Origin of the sequence: Marinobacter changyiensis, from assembly GCF_009193265.1 — a bacterium.
GTDB lineage: Bacteria > Pseudomonadota > Gammaproteobacteria > Pseudomonadales > Oleiphilaceae > Marinobacter > Marinobacter changyiensis.
The window spans coordinates 445,088-461,901 of the sequence record NZ_VZZZ01000005.1 but is presented as its reverse complement, the minus strand read 5'-3'; the positions used below and the strand labels follow the sequence as shown (position 1 = coordinate 461,901).

At 57.4% G+C, this 16,814-nt stretch carries 16 protein-coding genes; 4 read left to right on the top strand and 12 right to left on the bottom strand.

The features are described 5' to 3' along the window. The first annotated feature begins 18 nt into the window (after positions 1-18). The gene (locus F6Y09_RS15600; protein WP_152207845.1) at positions 19-450 is read left to right on the top strand and encodes a DUF3010 family protein; all 432 of its coding nucleotides are present in this window, start codon (positions 19-21) and stop codon (positions 448-450) included. 10 nt (positions 451-460) lie between these two features. Here the strand turns inward: F6Y09_RS15600 and F6Y09_RS15595 are convergent, their stop codons facing one another. Further along, positions 461-1,678, bottom strand: coding sequence for a multidrug effflux MFS transporter (locus tag F6Y09_RS15595; protein ID WP_152207844.1), 1,218 nt, complete (start codon positions 1,676-1,678; stop codon positions 461-463). A gap of 264 nt (positions 1,679-1,942) precedes the next feature. On the opposite strand from F6Y09_RS15595, the gene F6Y09_RS15590 reads away from it, so the two are divergent. After that, positions 1,943-3,226, top strand: a complete 1,284-nt coding sequence (locus F6Y09_RS15590) for a fibronectin type III domain-containing protein (protein ID WP_246180556.1) — start codon at positions 1,943-1,945, stop codon at positions 3,224-3,226. 476 nt (positions 3,227-3,702) lie between these two features. Then, positions 3,703-5,715 (top strand): methyl-accepting chemotaxis protein, encoded by a 2,013-nt coding sequence (locus F6Y09_RS15585; protein ID WP_152207842.1) that lies wholly within the window; start codon positions 3,703-3,705, stop codon positions 5,713-5,715. 43 nt (positions 5,716-5,758) lie between these two features. On the opposite strand, the gene F6Y09_RS15580 is transcribed toward F6Y09_RS15585, so the two are convergent. The 11 genes from F6Y09_RS15580 to F6Y09_RS15530 all read right to left on the bottom strand — a co-directional run bounded on the left by F6Y09_RS15580 (position 5,759) and on the right by F6Y09_RS15530 (position 16,374). After that, positions 5,759-6,697, bottom strand: a complete 939-nt coding sequence (locus F6Y09_RS15580) for a 5-oxoprolinase subunit C family protein (protein ID WP_152207841.1) — start codon at positions 6,695-6,697, stop codon at positions 5,759-5,761. Then, the gene (pxpB, locus tag F6Y09_RS15575) at positions 6,694-7,410 is read right to left on the bottom strand and encodes a 5-oxoprolinase subunit PxpB (RefSeq protein WP_152207909.1); all 717 of its coding nucleotides are present in this window, start codon (positions 7,408-7,410) and stop codon (positions 6,694-6,696) included. The genes F6Y09_RS15580 and pxpB overlap by 4 nt, the downstream gene beginning before the upstream one ends. Positions 7,411-7,415: 5 nt before the next feature. Continuing rightward, positions 7,416-8,171: a 5-oxoprolinase subunit PxpA gene (locus F6Y09_RS15570; RefSeq protein WP_152207840.1), complete on the bottom strand. Its 756-nt coding sequence runs from the start codon at positions 8,169-8,171 to the stop codon at positions 7,416-7,418. 42 nt (positions 8,172-8,213) lie between these two features. Beyond that, complete coding sequence (locus F6Y09_RS15565) at positions 8,214-9,371, bottom strand: NADH:flavin oxidoreductase/NADH oxidase (protein ID WP_152207839.1); 1,158 nt, start codon at positions 9,369-9,371, stop codon at positions 8,214-8,216. Between the two features lie 56 nt (positions 9,372-9,427). Then, entirely contained in the window at positions 9,428-10,798 is a 1,371-nt protein-coding gene (locus F6Y09_RS15560; protein ID WP_246180555.1) for an amidase, read from the bottom strand. Then, complete coding sequence (locus F6Y09_RS15555; protein ID WP_152207838.1) at positions 10,795-11,472, bottom strand: DUF2848 domain-containing protein; 678 nt, start codon at positions 11,470-11,472, stop codon at positions 10,795-10,797. The genes F6Y09_RS15560 and F6Y09_RS15555 overlap by 4 nt, the downstream gene beginning before the upstream one ends. A 34-nt stretch (positions 11,473-11,506) precedes the next feature. Further along, positions 11,507-12,790: a TRAP transporter large permease gene (locus F6Y09_RS15550; RefSeq protein ID WP_152207837.1), complete on the bottom strand. Its 1,284-nt coding sequence runs from the start codon at positions 12,788-12,790 to the stop codon at positions 11,507-11,509. Next, entirely contained in the window at positions 12,787-13,383 is a 597-nt protein-coding gene (locus tag F6Y09_RS15545; protein WP_152207836.1) for a TRAP transporter small permease subunit, read from the bottom strand. Before F6Y09_RS15545 ends, F6Y09_RS15550 begins: the two co-directional genes overlap by 4 nt. A gap of 63 nt (positions 13,384-13,446) precedes the next feature. Further along, positions 13,447-14,511 carry a TRAP transporter substrate-binding protein gene (locus tag F6Y09_RS15540; RefSeq protein ID WP_152207835.1) on the bottom strand — a complete coding sequence of 355 codons (1,065 nt, stop codon included), beginning with the start codon at positions 14,509-14,511 and terminating at the stop codon, positions 13,447-13,449. Positions 14,512-14,550: 39 nt separating this feature from the next. After that, positions 14,551-15,354 (bottom strand): putative hydro-lyase, encoded by an 804-nt coding sequence (locus F6Y09_RS15535; protein WP_152207834.1) that lies wholly within the window; start codon positions 15,352-15,354, stop codon positions 14,551-14,553. 99 nt (positions 15,355-15,453) lie between these two features. After that, positions 15,454-16,374 carry a LysR family transcriptional regulator gene (locus tag F6Y09_RS15530; protein WP_152207833.1) on the bottom strand — a complete coding sequence of 307 codons (921 nt, stop codon included), beginning with the start codon at positions 16,372-16,374 and terminating at the stop codon, positions 15,454-15,456. A 167-nt stretch (positions 16,375-16,541) separates the two neighbouring features. Here F6Y09_RS15530 and F6Y09_RS15525 point away from each other — a divergent pair, with 167 nt between their 5' ends. Further along, a complete protein-coding gene (locus F6Y09_RS15525; RefSeq protein WP_152207832.1) occupies positions 16,542-16,811 on the top strand; it encodes a CDGSH iron-sulfur domain-containing protein in 270 nt (89 codons plus the stop codon). The last annotated feature ends 3 nt before the right edge of the window (positions 16,812-16,814 follow it).

The window sequence follows — 16,814 nt, the reverse complement described above, 5'->3', positions numbered from 1 at the left end:
TTCCATCTAAGGAATATTATGATTATTTGCGGTGTTGAACTCACCGGCAGCGATGCTGTTGTTTGTTTGCTGAACCTGGATCAGGGGCAGTTCACGATACCCGAGTGCAAGGTACGTAAACTGACTCTCAAGAAGAATCACACACGGGAAGATTTGCTGGAGTTTCAGGTGGCGTTCGCGGCGCTGATGGCCGATTACGGCGTTGACCAGGTCGCGATCAAGGAGCGTATGCCCAAGGGTAAGTTTGCCGGCGGTGCCCTCAGTTTCAAGCTGGAGGCGGCTATACAATTGATCGCGGATACGAATCTCAAGATTACTCTGCTCTCGCCGGCGCTGATCAAATCGACACTTGCGGCACATCCGTTACCCATCCCTTTTGCAGACACGGGTTTGAAGATATTTCAGGAAACCGCCTTTATCGTGGCTTACGCCGGGCACATGGCGAGGTAGCCTGCCTGCTTCAACCTGCCGTGGCAGAGGCCCCTGAAGCGTCCGCTGCCATTTCTCGTGCCACCGCCTGAGGCGCGCCCAGCGCCAGCAGGACGGCACCTGCGGAGCACAGCAGCATGGTGGCCGCAATGGGCAGCAAGGCTTCGCCCTCGTATAACGATGACAGCGCGCTGATGGCGCCCGCAATGGTGAACTGTGATGCTCCGAGCATGGCCGCCGCGGTGCCGCCCAGATGGGGAAAGAATTCCAGTGCGTTGGCCATATTGTAGGGAATAATCCCGCCCTGGAAGCCAATCGCCGCAATAATGCAGGCAGCGACCAGCCAGAACGGGCCTTCCATTAGTACAACGGTTACCAGCGCGACTAATGCCAGGCACTGCAGCATCACCTGTCCCCGCAACAAAACCACCGATGAGAATCTGCGCAGGAGCGGCCGGTTGATAAGGTTCAGTATCGCCATCAGTGCGATATTGGCGGCAAACAGCATAGAGAACATGCCGTTGGAAAGGCCATACCATTCCTGGTAGATGAAGGAGGAGTGGGTAATAAACAGCAGCATGGTGCTGAAGCACAGCACTTGAATGCCCACAAAACGCATGGTGGTTTTATGCCGGAGTACCAGCAGGTAGTTGGTCACCAGGGTGCGGACGGGGGTGATCGCTGGTGGTCGCGGTTGCAACCGGGGGAAAAGGGCCAATTGCAGTGCCAGCACCAGCAACACCGCATAACCAGCCAGCATCAGGAAGATCCAGTGCCAGTCACCCAGCAGCAGCATCAGGGCACCCAACGACGGGGCGGCGGCTGGTGCGATAAACATGATCAGGCCGATCAGCCCGAATAACCGCGCCGCATCTTGCCCGCCGACCTGGTCTCGCACGATGGCAGGCACCGAGACCGCACAGAATGCCCCACCGACGCCCTGGACAACCCGCCAGATCACCAGGTCTGCCAGCGTGTTCGCCAGCGAGATCATCACCGCCGCAGCGGCAAATACGGCCAGGCCGGCCAGTAAAATCGGGCGCCGACCATAGCGGTCAGACAACGGGCCACCGACCAGTTGGGCCAGCCCCAGTGTTGCCACATAAGCGCTCAGGGTCAGCCCGACCTCGCCATGGGCAATGCCCAAATTGTCTGCAATGCTCGGGAATGCCGGCAAATAGGCATCCAGCGCCAGCGGCCCTAGTGCGACAGTCATACCCAGTAATAACGCAAGCTGAAAGTGGGACAAGATCTACCTCCTTGGAAGGTAGATAGCTAACAATAATTCCTGACAGCGGGCAATGAGCGGTTTCCGAACAGCTTATTGATTTCGCTGGTTACTTATTCAGTCGGCAATTAAAAATCTAAACATTGCTAAATAAGTGCCAATTTACTGACGAGTTTTTAGGGAGAAACAGGGAGCTATGCCGCATTAAGCTTTAAATTGACTGGGTATCATTTGCACACGTTGTCAATAATCGGGTGCAAAATCATGTCATATTGCGGCAATAAAATGTTAAAGCGCGGACTGCTGATTCTACCCATGGTGGCTTTGCTTGCGGGCTGCGGTCCGGATGGTAAGGACGATAATAGTAACGCCAGTGCCCAGGCTCAGGAGACAAATGAGCCTTCTGTGCAGATCGCAGGCAGTGCCATGAAAGGGGTCATACGGCAGGGCATTGTGACTGCAAAGCGTCTTATGGTGAATCAATCTGGCCGCTACAGTCCCGGTAAACTGGCGGCGAAAGCGGTACGAACCGCCGATGACGGCAGTTACCAGTTGCGCCTGCCGGGTAAGGCTGAAGGCTGGGCTCTCGTGGAGATTCGGGCTGACCAGTCTACCCGTATGGTATGCGATGTCGTTCCCAGCTGTTATCAGGCTGGTGGTGAGCCGGTGCTTTTTGGTGAAACTCTGACCCTGGAGAGCGATTTCATTCTACGGGGCGCTGGTGATCTGACTGCAGAAACCGTCTACCTGACACCGCTGACCCATTTGGCAGTGACGTTGGCAGAGCGTAATACTGGTGGCGAGGGGCTTTCCCCGACGGCGCTTACGGACGCCTATGAGGCTGTCGAGGGCTGGTTCGGCCTGACCGCCGGTGCTCTTGCTATGGCGCCACCCGACCTTACTCAGCTTGACCAATTGAATGAAGTGTCTGCCGATGGTCTTCAGGTGGCGATTGCCAATGCCGCCTTTCTGGCACTGGTCAACGATAATGCCCAATGGCAAAACATTGCGGATGTGCTGAACGACATGTCGGCACAGATAGTCGACAGTGGGCAGATCGATATTCTGGGTGACGGCGTTAACCTGGCGATGGCGGATATCATCAGTGTGGCTACTTTGCAAGCGTCTGAACTCCAGATGATGACCGACTCAGGCATTGTCAGCCAAAAGCTCGCCATCGTTGTGTCCCGCAATGTGCACCGGTTTAAAACCATCGCCGATGTCTATGAAGAATCGGATACCAGCGTTGCGGATACGGTTGACGAGTCCCCCGCCAGTGACAATAGTTCGGAAGAGGGGCTCCCGGCGAATACTGCGTTGCTGAGCTGGACAGCCCCGATGACCCGGGTGAATGGTGAAAGTCTCAGCATGGGTGAGATTGCCGGCTTCGAGGTGGTCTACGGCACCAACGCGGAAGCCCTGAATCAGACCCTTGCCATTGGTGATGCATCGATTGACGAGTTACTGGTGGATCAGCTCGACGCAGGCACCTGGTACTTTGCCATCCGGACACTGGACACGGACGGCAACCGCAGCCAGCTGTCAGAGGTAGTTAACAAGCAGATTTAGTAAGCGCTTGAGTGGCAGGGCCGCAGAGCGGCCCTGCCAAACCGCTCGGCTTGCTGCCAGATTTTAACGCATGCCTCCTGAAACAGTCCTCTGCCCGTCGTTTTTGATTCAGGATACGCAGAACAAGGCCAAAAAAGGTTCGGTGCCGTGGTTTTGTGCAGATTCTTTGGTGAAGCGGAATTGTGCAGCGGCTTGTCCGGTAAACCGGACAGATGTCCTGAAGTCAGGATTTTTTTCGATAGGGCCTGGGGTGACCCGGAGAGCGGTTTTATCCGGATATGCCCGGAACATTGTGTGGCGGAGTCCCGAATTCCGGACACCGATCAGGTTTCCTTTCTCTTGTTTTATGCTAATTAATTGAATTTTAAGTTAAATTCTAATCGGTTCATTAATTGCATGTCATGTTAAATGACACTCTGGCTGTGGCCGGCATGTCTTGAAAATTCTAATAATAATTATCGGCGTGACTCATACCCATGAATCTAATCAATAATTTTTCCATGCGTGGAAAACTCCTCGCACTTGTCTTGCCTGCACTTGCGGTCGTTATCTATTTTGCTTTCGATAGTTTTTCCAAGAACTATCGCGATCTGACACACATGCGCGAACTGCAACTGATGGTTGCACTTGCGGACGTGGGCGACCCCCTGGTTGAGGCTTTGCAGAAAGAACGCGACCGCTCGGCCGTATTCTTCGCAAGTCGCTATGCTCCGGAGGACGCAGCCCGGGAGTTGACTGGCCAGCACGCAGACACAGACGCTCGCATCGAGAAGTACAGGCAGCGCATTGCCGGGCTGATCGACAATGTTTATCTGGACGCTGAAATCCGTCTGAATGTCGAAGCGTTTTCCGATGAGATTGAGGGTCTGACGGCACTTCGTGAGGCGGTACTTTCCCGCAGCATGAATGTTGCTGAGTCCACCGAGCAATACACCGGCACTATTCTCGGGCTGATCAACCGGATTCCTTTGATCATTCGCCGCTCAACCGATGCCGAGTTGACCCGTCAGGTCAATGCCTATTTTGCACTTGCAGAGGCTGCTGAAAAAGCCAGGCTGGAGCGGGCTGCCGCTGCCAGTTTGATCAGGCGGGGAAGTTTCGATGTGCCAGCCGCCGAGGGGATTGCCCGGCTGTACGGACAGCAGGTGGCATTTTTTGATTCCGCCCTGGCGATGCAGCCCCAGGATTCCCCTCTGCGCCAGAACATCGAAGACTTCCTGATCAGTGACCTTAACAAGGCGCTTCAGGCCCAGAGAGAAACTCTGTTCAAAAGTCCCTCCGGACTTTACGACCTGGAAGCAGATACCTGGTTCGAGGCAGCGACCAGTCGCATTGAAGCCCTGAATGGGGTTCGTACCGCCATGTTGGCCCGGGTTTCCGGGCTGGCGAACGATGCGGTCGGAGTGGCGAGAACCGATCTGATGACCCACGCCGGCATCGGCCTGGTGTCGGTGTTAACCGCACTGGTACTGATGTTTCTGATAATCCGGTCAATTAATCATCAAGTTGGCAATCTGCTGGGCGGCGTTCGCCGTGCGATGGAGCACAAAGACCTTACCGAAAGCATTCCTGTTACCTCCAGGGATGAGATCGGTACCATCAGTTCCGCGATCAATGAGTTATACCGACGCTTTGGGGAGGCGCTCAAGCACATCGACAGTGCCAGCGTGCAGCTGGCAACCGCCACTGAGCAGACCAGCGCTACAGCGAGCCAGAACGGTGCCCAAATTCAAGCCCAGCAGGGACAGATTGAACAGGTGGCGGCAGCGACGTTGGAGATGTCGACCACCTCCGAAGACATTTCCCGTAACACCCAGCAGGTTGCCGATGCAGCCAACACCGCCATCGAGCGCAGCCGCGCAGGTGAGATGGTCCTGCATGCCAGTATCAAGAGTATCCGGAATCTGGCGCAGTCGGTTCAGGAAGTGAATACGGTTATTGCCGAACTGGAGCAGCGCAGTGGCTCCATCAGCGAGGTGATCGAAGTCATTCGTCAGGTCGCTGATCAGACCAATCTTTTGGCGCTTAACGCAGCCATTGAAGCAGCCCGGGCTGGTGAGCATGGCCGTGGTTTTGCGGTGGTGGCGGACGAGGTGCGTACCTTGGCGCAGCAGACCCACAAATCCACCACCGACATCGAAAGTATCATCAATAGCTTCCGGGAAATGACCAGCAGTGCCAGCCGGTCCATCACCGCCAGTTACACCCTGGCGGATGATACCAGCCAACGGGCATCCGACCTTGAAAGTACCTTTGCCGAGATTTTCACCGAAGTGAACGGGATTTCGGACATGGCAGCGCAAATTGCCACCGCAGCCGAACAGCAGGTCGCCGTCACCCGGGAGTTAACCCAAAGCATGGAATCGGTCAGCGAGTCCGCGACTCTAACCCTGGCCGGCTCCCACGAAATTCGCACCGTGACTGATGAGCAGGCCCGGCTTGCCCGGCAGCTGCAGGACCTGGCTCATGAGTTCAAGATTGGGAGCTGATGGGCCGGTCCGCAACACGGAGGCTGCAGGTCAGTGATTTGTTTCAATCAAACATCGACCTGAAGCTCCGGTATTCGGGTAAGGCTCGCTCTATACTGACAGCCCTGAATCTCACGACCTGGCCAGGCTGGCATTGGGCGAGTCTGGAAGCTGCCAACGGGGTGAGGTTACCCAGTCTGGGGTAGCCACCAATGGTTTGCCGGTCGTTCAGAAGTGCGATGGGTTGGCCGTCCGGAGGTACCTGAATGGCGCCCAGGGAAATGCCTTCCGATATCAGTGACTCGATAGTGCAGCGCAACTTGGGTCCAGTAAGGCGGACACCCATGCGATCCGCCCGGTTATCCACCCGCCACTCAGCGTTAAAGGCATCGAAGATGCTTTTTCCGGTGAAGGCGGCAATCTGGGCGCCGGTCAGCAGGTTCAGGGTCACCGGAGCTGAATAGTCGGGTCGCTCACTGGCGGGAGCTTCCCGTTCAGGATTATCTGACCCGGGGCCTGTAATGGTCAATTCATCCCCGTCAGCCAGGCGGTTGCCCTGTCCATCGAAACCGCCCAGCTGCTCACGCATAACGCAGGATACGCTTCCCAGTACCGCCTCTGCAGCAAAGCCCCCGGCCACGGCGAGGTAGGCGCGCAGCCCATTGGCGGGAGTGCCGAACGTCAGCTGGTCACCTTTTTTGAGATTGATCGTGCGCCACAGGGACAGGGGCTTGCCATTATGTTTTGCCGCCAGGTCCGCGCCGGCAATGGCAACCGTCAACCCTTGCCCGGCCACCAGTTCAAGCCCGCCAAAAGTGATTTCCAGGGCCGGTGTGCCCCAGGCATTGCCCGCCAGATAATTGGCCCACGCCCAACCATGAAGGTCGGCCGGGCCACCCTGTGTCACGCCCAGATGGCGAACACCGAAGCGCCCTGCATCTTGCAGCAATGCCAGCGGCCCGGCCCGTTCGACGCGAAATCCGATAGCGCTGCGGGCGTTCATGGGGCTACCTTATCTTTCACCGGGGTCACATCCCCGCCTTGTTTCTCGAAGGTGGTGCGACTCACGCCGACAAACCTTACCCGGTCACCTACCTTGAGCAAACTGAAGCCTTCCCGGTTGCGGTCGAACAACCGGGCGGTGGTTCGGCCGATCAGATTCCAGCCGCCGGGTGTTACCGCCGGGTACGCGGCGGTCTGGCGGCCAGCAATGGCGACACTGCCCGTGGGCACTTTGGCGCGAGGGGTAGCCAGGCGCGGGCATTTGAGGGATTCGTCAAGTAGCCCCATAAAAGCGAAGCCAGGAGAAAAGCCGAGGGCGAAAACCCGGTACTGCTGCCGGGAATGGGTTTCAATGACCGATTCGGTCGTCATGCCGGAGAGCTCCGCGACCCGTTGCAGATCGGGTCCGACGCTTGCGTCATACCAGGTCGGCAGTTCGTGAAGCTCACCCTCTGCACCGGCTTCGTCCGGTTCGAGTCTTGCCAGAATGTTGACCAGTTGTATCCGCACGTCGCAGGGTGTCAGTTGCAGCGGATCGAAGATCACCAGCAAGGTGGTATAGGAGGGCACTACATCCACCAGAGCGGCTCCGAAAGCCACCTCGCACTCGTGGCTCAGAGCCGTCAGCCACAACAGATTCTGCTCCTCAATGGTATCGAACAGCCTGACCATCCAGCCATCGAGTCCAGCACGCTCCAGGGTCGGGTTAGCCATACCGTTCATGAGCTCTCTTTGAGTGCGTTCAGCATCTCGCGGATGGCACGCACGGCAGCGATTGATTCCTCATTGTCGCCATGAACGCAGAGGGTGTCAGCGTCCAGCACCAGGTCGCTGCCGTCACTCGCTGTCAGGGGCTGCCCTGTGGCAATCCGTTTTGCCTGCTCGAGGATGGTTTCCGGCGCGTGATGAACGGCCCCCGCTTTGGACCGGGACACCAGGTGGCCTTCAGCATCGTAGGCGCGGTCAGCGAAGGCTTCGAACCAGAGTGCAATACCCTGCTCATCGGCCAGCTGGCGGATCGGCGTGGTATCCCGGGTTGCCAGGGTCATCAGTGGTAAAGCCGGATCGAATGCCAGGACGGCCCGGGCGACGGCGTTGAATATCTCGGGATTTTTGGCCATGTCGTTATAGAGTGCGCCATGGGGCTTTACGTAGCACACCTCGATGCCCTCGGCCCGGCAGATGCCCGCCAATGCGCCCAGTTGATAGAGCACCAGGGTTTCGATTTCCCCGGGCGAGCAGGCCATTGAGCGTCGCCCAAACCCGACCAGGTCGGGGTAGGCGGGGTGGGCGCCAATGCTGACCGAATGCTGCTTCGCCATCTGAACGGTCCGGCGCATCACATCGGGATCGGAAGCGTGGAATCCGCAGGCGATATTGGCGAGGTCCACAAAAGGCATCACCTCGTGGTCAAGCCCCATTACCCAGGGACCGAAGCTTTCGCCCATGTCTGCATTCAGTTTTATAGGTTTCATGGTTGTCCCCTCTTCTTCGCGGCATGAATGACGCGGGATTACTTAAAAAATGTTCGAACGCTCGTACTGTTTGGGCCACTCTGCGTTTTCGGCTTTGAGGCTGGCAGCTGCCCTGAGCGGCCAGGCCGGATCAGAGAGTAAAGCCCGCCCGAGAATCACCAGATCGGCCTGACCGTTGGCGATAACCGCTTCTGCCAGGTCCGGACTGTGAATCAGGCCGACCGCTCCGGTGGCGATTTCAGCTTTAGCGCGTACTTCCTGTGCCAGGGGGATCTGATAGCCCGGGTGAATCGGGATCTGCTGCCTGGGGTCGTTGCCCCCGGATGAGCAGTCAATCAGGTCCACATCGCCCTGTGATTTCAATAGAATCGCGAGCTGCACGGTGTCTTCCAGGCTCCAGCCACCGTCGACCCAATCGGTACAGGACAATCGCAGGAACAGCGGCAAGTCATCCGGCCACTCTTCACGGACCACCGCAATGGATTCCAGCAAGAAGCGGATCCGATTCTCAAATATACCACCGTAAGCGTCTTCACGCAGGTTGCTCAACGGTGACAGAAACTGGTGGATCAGGTAGCCGTGGGCCCCGTGCAATTCCAGTGCTTTGAAACCGGCTTCCCGTGCCCTGCGGGTGCTGGCTTTCAGGGCCGCCTGAGATTCAGCGATCTGACCTGTCGACATAGCTTCCGGTACGTGCCACTGGCTGGCATAGGGCAGGGCAGAGGCGGATATCAGGTTGTTCCAGCCGCCTTCGTTGACCTGCAGTGGGCGTGAGCCTTCCCAGGGGCGACCAACAGAGGCTTTACGGCCAGCGTGACCGAGCTGAATGCCGGGCACGGCCCCCTGAGCTGCGACAAATTCGGCAATGCGGGCAAGCCGGTCTCGTTGCTCGTTATTCCAAAGGCCCAGGCAGTGCGGGGTGATCCGGCCCCTGGGCTCGATGTGTACCGCTTCGGTGAACACCCACCCGGCGCCACCCGCAGCCCGGGCGCCCAGATGGACGAAGTGCCAGTCATTGGAGAGCCCGTCCTGCCCGGAATACTGACACATCGGGGACAACATGATTTTGTTGCGAGCCTCCACGGAGCGGAATCTGATTGGCCGGAACAGGTGAGGGTTAGGGTCACGCCTGAGGATTCGACGAGCGTTCTCGCCGCCAGAGCGGGAGTCGGTGACGCTATCCGGTTTATTGTCAGACATGTTCAGAGGTTCCTCTTTATATCAGCGGCAGGTTCAGCCGATGGCCAATTTCCGGTTCACAAAAGGGCTTCGATAGCCTGTGCCTGACGCAGCAAATCGGCGTCTGCCCCGTTGCGCCCGACCAGCATAAGACCGCTCGGAAGTGCTCCCGGTTGGTGGTTCGGGAGTGTAATGGCGCAGAGGTCAAGCAGGTTGGCCACCATGGGGTTGCGCAGGATCAGCAGGTTAAGGCGTGCGTAGTCACCGTCCTTCGCTACCTCCTCCATGCGGGGAGGAACCACCGGAATAGTGGGGGCGAGCAGGCCATCAAATGCCTGCAGCCATTCGTCCGCCTGGCGCTTTTTAGCCTGCCGTCGGCGGCACAGTTCCAGGTAATCCGCGGCACTCAGGGCGGCACCCTTTTCAATGCGGCTGCGTACACGCGGATCATATTCTTCCCCGTGGTCTGCGAGCCACTGCCGGTGAACGAAATAGCTCTCCGCTGCGGTAAAACCGCCGCCCTCCATGAGTTCGGGCAAGCTGGCGAGCACCGGTGCGGGCGCCTCAATGATGGACGCTCCGGCCTCTTGCAACAGGCGCAAGCTGCGTGTGAAGGCTTCGCTTACTGCGCTGTCCATGCTGTCGAGGACGTGGTCCGTGGGAACCACGAAGCGGAGGCCACGCAGACTGATTGGGGCCAGAGATCGTGGGGCCTGGCCTGATAGCACGGCATCCAGTCGGGCGCAGCAGGCGACACTCCGGGCAATCGGGCCGATGGAATCGAGACTGTCCGAAAGCGGGAAGGCGCCCTCTCGGGGCACGCGATACTGCGATGGTTTGAAACCCACCAGGCCGCAACATGCTGCTGGAATGCGAACGGACCCACCGGTGTCAGTACCGATGGCGGCAGCCGCCATGCCAAGGGCCACCGCCACCGCGGCGCCGGACGAGGAACCACCGGGAATCCGACCGGGAGCCAGGGGGTTATCCGGCGTGCCGTAGTGAGGGTTAAGACCCAGACCGGAGTAAGCAAATTCGGTCATATTGGTGTGCCCGGTGATCACGGCACCCTCGCGCCGCAAACGGCTCACTATGGTTGCGTCTTGCTCTGCTGGCTGCTGCCAGCCTTTTGAGCCGGAATGGGTGACCTCGCCGGCGACATCAAACAATGCTTTCAGAGCAATAGGCATGCCCGCGAGGTGTCCCACCGGTACACCACCGGCTCGCAATCGGTCCGCCGCTTCAGCTTCGGCGCGGGCGGTATTCTCGAACCGCCTGGTGTATATCCGGGCCTGGGGGTCGTCTTTGCTGAGAGCGTTTGAATCACAGGCATCGAGCAATTCTGACGACCGCCATTCACCTTCCTCCATGCCAGTCAACAGCTCACCCAGTGTCGCTGTAGCGACAGCCTCAGCGTTTGAGAGTCCCGACATGATGGCCCTGCTCATGCGACCACCGGCAGACTCTCGATGCGGTATCGATGCTCCAGCTCACGTCCGGTCATCGGGTCTTTCAGTACCATGCGAAAGGCCTGGGCCGGGCGCACGCCGCCGATCACCGGCAAGGTTCCGCACAGCATCGCTTGGCCCGGTGCCAGTTGTGGTTGCTCCAGGCCAAAACGGCGTAGCAGGTCCGCGGGATGCAGTAAGCCTGTTACCGGGCCTTCCTGATAGAGTACTTCGTTACCGTCGATGGTGGCGTAGGAGGCCATCTGCAAATCATCCCAGTGCTCGATTATACTGTCCAGCTGCCAGACCTTTTTGCTGACGGGCTTGGCACAGACCTGCTTGGAATGGGCCACTGACCAGGCTTCGGCTTCGCGATCAGTATGATCAGAGCCGATGCCCACGAGCGTGCCTTGAGCCGTGCCGATCAATACGACTTCCGCTTCACCACTGGACGCGTCGCCGAGTACCTGGATATCCGGTGCTGTGGTCAACTGGTTGGCGGCCACACGGTAGAACAGAGGTGTGCTTGAAGGCGGCTTGACACCGATTTCCTTGAGTTCCGCAATGTGCTCATCAATGCCGGCTTGCTCTCGCCCGGCCCAGCCGGCAATGATCAGCTCCCGGACTTCAACGTCCAGAGTGTCATCGGTATCCGCTAGATGGAATGTGGTCATAGCTCAGCTCCGGTTTTCAGATGATTGGGTTCAGTCAGCTCAGCAAATTCGGCAGATACATAGCGACCGAGGGGAAAATCACCAGCACGATGGCCATCAGCAGCATGATGACCACATAGGGCAGGGCCCCCAGCATTACGTCACTGAACGGTCCGCCCTGGCGTACGCCCTGGACAACATAGAGGTTCAGGCCGACAGGCGGTGTGATCAGTGCCATCTCGATCAGCAGGATCAGCAGAATGCCGAACCAGACCGGGTCGAATCCCATACCAATGATGATTGGGGCGACGATCGGAATGGTGATCACCATCAACGAGAGGGTTTCAATGAAGAAACCGAGCACGATGTAAATCAGAATCGCCAGCATCAGGGTGGAATAAGGGCCCATGCCAGCGGATTCGAGAAAACCGGTCAGTTCCCGCGTAACGCCGGCGGAAGCCAGCACGAAGTTGAGAAAATAGGACGCCATAATGATCAGCATGATCATGCCGGTGGTCTTCATCGTGCCATCCAGGGCCTGAATAATGACGTTCACCGACAACTTGCCCATGAACAAGGCAATCAGCATCGCGCCCAGAACACCAAGGGAGGCGGCCTCGGTAGGCGTTGCAAGACCGGTATAGATAGATCCGACGACAACCCCGAACAAAAGCAGCACCGGTACCAGGTGGCGCAGGCCGGAAATCCGGTCGTTCCAGCTGTGATTGATGCTGGGTCCGCCCAGGCTGGGCCGCCACATACAGATCAACGCGGTGCCCAACATGAACATGGTTGCCAGCATCAGCCCGGGGATCAGGCCAGCAGCAAACAGTTGCGGTATTGAGGTCTCGGTGAGGAAGCCATACACAATCAGGTTGATCGACGGCGGAATCATGATGCCGAGGGTCCCGCCAGCCGCAATCGAGCCGGTGAACAGCTTGGGGTCATACTTCATTTCCTTGCCTTGGGGAATCGCCACGGTGCCGATGGTGGCGGCCGTGGCGACACTTGAACCGGATGTCGCCGAGAATAGGGTGGCGGTACCGATGTTGGCATGAAGCAACCCGCCCGGCAGCCAGGAGAGCCAGCTTTCGAGAGACCGGTAGGTGCCTTTGGCAATGCCGGTACGAACCAGTATCTCACCCAGCAGAATAAAGAGTGGAATGGCAATCAGCAGAAAACTGTCGGATGCCGACCAGAGCACGTCGCCCATGGCGTTGATCAGAGGGAAAGGGGAAAACAACTCGGCAAGCAATAACGCAAGTGCAACCAGTGTGGCTGCTACTGGCACACTCAGGACTAGCAGGACCAACAGTATAATCAGTGCAGTCAGGATCATTGTGCTGCTTCCTTGTTGCTTTCGTCTATTTGCTCATCCAGCGTGGGGCTGCCGGCTCGTTTCTGGACACCTTCGGTATCCCCGCTCAGTACGCCGAAAAATACCCGCAGGGAGAGCAGGCAAACTGCAACGCTGAACCACGTCAGGCCAAGCAGCCAGAGTACCTGGGGTATCCACAAGGGTGTGCCTAATGGAGTATTGGCAGTTGAGCCGCCGGAATAGGAGTGCATTGCAACGTCGAAAACCGCCCCGACCACCAGCACGCAGAACAGCGCCATGGCCAGAAGGGCCAACAGGTCGAGCACGCCACGGACCTTCAGGGGGAAATTCAGGTATAGGGCATCAATGCGGATGTGCGCTTTGCACATCAGGGTGTAGGCGAACGACCAGCTTGCACTGATTGCCATGATGTAGCCGGTAATTTCGGTGGCGTGAACAGCCGATCGCCCTACGAAATGGCGGGACAGTACCTCAAAGGTAACCAGTATTACGGTCAGAAGGATCAGCACGCCGCCAGCCCGGGCCAACCAGAGCGAGCCAACCTGGACGACATCCAGCACTTGGTCCAAAATCGAGTTCACCTGATTAAACATGTCACTCTCCAGGGCGAACGGACTGGCATCCAGCCCGTTCGCCATTAACCGGTTAAAGGGGCCTTATTTGGCAGCTTTGAGGCCCGTGACGGAGCCGATGGTTTCGTTCCAGCGGTCCACCCACTTCTGGTCTACCCGATTTGCCCAATTGGGGAGCAGCGTTTCTTCCAGGTGTCGGGAGGCTTCTGAAAAGTCTTTGTCGGTTGCTTCCACCAACATCATGTCGCCAGCTTCACCCCGGGTGCATTCACCCTCACCGGTCAGGCAGGCAATGCCTTCTTCGGTTTCCGCAACGGCAGCTTCCCAGACAGGTTCTTCATAGTTCTCCTTGATTTCGGTCATCAGCCACTCCTGGGTTTCAGAGGAGAGCGAGTTCCACTTTTTGCCGTTCATCGCAGTGACAACGTGGTCCCAGCCCCCGACGGGTAGCGGATAAAGGTGGGTGGACACCTCATTCCAGCCGGAACTGTAACCAGACAATGAGCCAGTCACGGCGCAATCAATAACGCCACGTTGCAGGGCGCCCGGTACTTCGCTGAAGTTCAGGGTGATGCCCTCGGCTCCGATCGCCTGGAGGAACTCAGCGGTGGTCCGGCCGCTGGCACGCACCTTCTTGCCTTTCAGGTCTGAAAGGCCTCCGATTTCGGTATTACAGAACACCATTTGCGAGGGATAAGGCACGATGGCCAGCAATTGTGCATCACCAAAGCGTTCGGCAAAGGCGTCGGCGAGCACCGGACGGTAGGCCTCGGCCACCTTGCGTGCGGTTTCTACGTCCGGGGCAATCATCGGCATGTCCAGGCCTTCCAGCTCCGGCGCGTCTTCAACGGCATAGTCAGCGACCGTAGAGGCGACTTCAATGACGTTCCGGTCCATCAGACGATATACTTCACCGCCGCCCAGCCCCATCTGGTCAAAGGTAGTGACTGCGGTTGAAATCTGACCGTCGGAGGCCTCCGGAATATGGTCCTGCCAGAATGGGCGTTCGAAGTTCTTGTACAGGGAAAGACTGCTCCAGCTGCCCACATAGTTGATGCTGGTCTTGTCGAGGTCTTGTGCAACTGCCTGGGAGCCTGCGATTACCATACCCGCTGCAGTGGCGGAGACGAGGCATTTTTTTATAGTCATGGTTTTTTCCTCATTATCAGTTTCAGGGTTGGTTTTTGCTCAGAAAAGCGCCAGCGTGCTGTCCGGGATGTCCGTAACCAGCATATGACCCGGGCTATGGGTGATAGCGAACTCGACACCGGCATCAATAATGACCTGCTGGGGTGTCACGCCACAGGCCCAGAACACCGGAACTTCGGTTTCTCTCACAGACACAGCGTCGCCATAATCGGGAGAGGTGATGTCAGGAATGCCGATCAGGGCCGGGTTGCCAAAATGTACCGGCGCCCCATGCACCTGGGGGAAGCGAGTGGTTATCTGTATCGCTTTGATGGCATCTGCGGCTGAAAAGGGGCGCATGGATACCACCAGGTTGCCGCCAAAACCACCGGCCGCGGTCAGGGGTACTTTGGTGTTGAACATCGGCACATTGCGGGCTTCGTCTATGTGCCGCACTTGCAAGCCGGCCTGGATAAGGGCGTGTTCAAACGTGAAGGAACAACCAATGGCAAAGGTGACCAGATCATCCCGCCAGATCTCTGCTACGTCTGGCACGGTTTCGCTCACCTTGCCGTCAAGGTAGATACGATAGGCAGGTAGGTCCCGGGCGATATCGAGTTCGGATGCCAGGGCCTCACAATGCCGTGCCCCCGGCTCGCTGACGGCGAGTACGGGGCAAGGTTTGGGGTTGGCCTGACAGAAGCGTAGAAATCCGCTGGCCTGGGATTCCGGCAGAACAACCAGGTTTACCTGGACGTATCCGCTGGCCAGACCCGAGGTCGGCCCGGTAAGCAAGCCCTGGCGGGCAGCCAGACGGACCGCGGTCGGTGTCGACTGCGCATTGAGCTGATTGGTCGTTGACATAACGCTGCCTCAAAATGAACGAACTGTTACATTTAAGGCAGAAAGACTGATTTATACAATTCGAAATTTAGTATCAGGTCTAATCCAAAAAGCTGATCATTAAAGTTTGTTTAATGTTCCCGATAACTTAGGCATTGCACCTATTCGGTTAGCGACAGTGATGAAGGCCAATTCGGCAATTGCGTGTACCACATCACCGCCGGGGGCAGCCCGGTAAGCTGCGCTGAACACCAGATCGGGCACCGCTGCATCAACGTCGAACTCACGGAGCACTCCGGAATCCAGTTCCCGATGGAGAATTTCCCGGGGCAGGGCGCTTACTCCAAGGCCATCAACTGTCATGCGGATAATAGTGGAGAGCGAAGAACTGGAGTGGATCCGCGTAGAGTGATTCATCGGGTCTACCAGAGAGCGGATGGCCACATAAGGTTCACTCTTTCTTGGATAGGTGACGATCGGCCATGTTGCCAGCTCGACAAGTGACATGGGTTTGTCCGGTATACCGAGTCTTGGGCTTGCGACCCAGATCAGTGAGTACCTGCACAGACCCCTGTTGATGATGCCTGGCTGATTGACGCTGCCCATGAGAAAAGCGATATCAATCTCATGATTCTTCAGTTTTTCGGCCAGATTGATGGAGATGTCGACATCCAGCTCAAGGTTTATTGCTGGGTAGGCTTCGCTGACTCTCTCGATGAGTTGAGGCAGCCAGGTGTGGGCGATGGTTTCTGATACCGCGAGGCGAATGGTCCCCTGTATTGATGCCGGCTTGGCGACGGTCTGCAGCATCTCGCCGTACAGGCTCAGCATTTTCTCCGCGTAGATAAGGAATTCCCGGCCCTTGGCCGTCAGTGCTATCTTTTTGCCGCTACGATTAAAAAGCTCCACCCCCAACTGGTCTTCCAGCCCGGCTATTCGCGCTGAAACCGAGGGCTGCGAAGCATAAACCCTGCTGGCTGCAGCTCTGAAACTCCCCAGCCGTGCTATCCAGACAAAAGTTTCCAGCGTTCGAATGTTCATCAGGTCACCGACTTGCCATAAAAGTGGGATGTAGCATAATTTATTGAGAATACATGTTCTTGATTGGTGATTGGCTCATCCAGAATGCCGGTCCTACCGAACATACAAGGTGAAGGCAGCGCCTGAGGCGCAACAGCTACATAAACCAACAAGATGAGAGATCAACCATGAGCGACCCGATAGTAGCGGATAACAAGCCGATTAAAGTAGAGCTCACCGAAGGTGAAAAATACGCTTTTTGCGCCTGTGGGCGATCGGATAACCAGCCCTTTTGTGATGGTTCACACGCCGGAACCGGTATCACACCCAAAATGTTCACTGCAAAAGAGAGCGGCAATGCATTCTTGTGTCGCTGCAAACACACCGGCAACGCGCCTTACTGTGATGGCACCCATAAAAAGTTTGGCGCTGAGGATGTGGGGACAACTGCGGGATAGGAC

Excerpts from the sequence above, each read along its gene's own strand:
- F6Y09_RS15600 (WP_152207845.1), top strand. The coding sequence starts at position 19 with ATGATTATTTGCGGTGTTGAACTCACCGGCAGCGATGCTGTTGTTTGT.
- F6Y09_RS15590 (WP_246180556.1), top strand. The coding sequence starts at position 1,943 with ATGTTAAAGCGCGGACTGCTGATTCTACCCATGGTGGCTTTGCTTGCG.
- F6Y09_RS15585 (WP_152207842.1), top strand. The coding sequence starts at position 3,703 with ATGAATCTAATCAATAATTTTTCCATGCGTGGAAAACTCCTCGCACTT.
- F6Y09_RS15580 (WP_152207841.1), bottom strand. The coding sequence starts at position 6,697 with ATGAACGCCCGCAGCGCTATCGGATTTCGCGTCGAACGGGCCGGGCCG.
- pxpB (WP_152207909.1), bottom strand. The coding sequence starts at position 7,410 with ATGGCTAACCCGACCCTGGAGCGTGCTGGACTCGATGGCTGGATGGTC.
- F6Y09_RS15570 (WP_152207840.1), bottom strand. The coding sequence starts at position 8,171 with ATGAAACCTATAAAACTGAATGCAGACATGGGCGAAAGCTTCGGTCCC.
- F6Y09_RS15565 (WP_152207839.1), bottom strand. The coding sequence starts at position 9,371 with ATGTCTGACAATAAACCGGATAGCGTCACCGACTCCCGCTCTGGCGGC.
- F6Y09_RS15560 (WP_246180555.1), bottom strand. The coding sequence starts at position 10,798 with ATGAGCAGGGCCATCATGTCGGGACTCTCAAACGCTGAGGCTGTCGCT.
- F6Y09_RS15555 (WP_152207838.1), bottom strand. The coding sequence starts at position 11,472 with ATGACCACATTCCATCTAGCGGATACCGATGACACTCTGGACGTTGAA.
- F6Y09_RS15550 (WP_152207837.1), bottom strand. The coding sequence starts at position 12,790 with ATGATCCTGACTGCACTGATTATACTGTTGGTCCTGCTAGTCCTGAGT.
- F6Y09_RS15545 (WP_152207836.1), bottom strand. The coding sequence starts at position 13,383 with ATGTTTAATCAGGTGAACTCGATTTTGGACCAAGTGCTGGATGTCGTC.
- F6Y09_RS15540 (WP_152207835.1), bottom strand. The coding sequence starts at position 14,511 with ATGACTATAAAAAAATGCCTCGTCTCCGCCACTGCAGCGGGTATGGTA.
- F6Y09_RS15535 (WP_152207834.1), bottom strand. The coding sequence starts at position 15,354 with ATGTCAACGACCAATCAGCTCAATGCGCAGTCGACACCGACCGCGGTC.
- F6Y09_RS15530 (WP_152207833.1), bottom strand. The coding sequence starts at position 16,374 with ATGAACATTCGAACGCTGGAAACTTTTGTCTGGATAGCACGGCTGGGG.
- F6Y09_RS15525 (WP_152207832.1), top strand. The coding sequence starts at position 16,542 with ATGAGCGACCCGATAGTAGCGGATAACAAGCCGATTAAAGTAGAGCTC.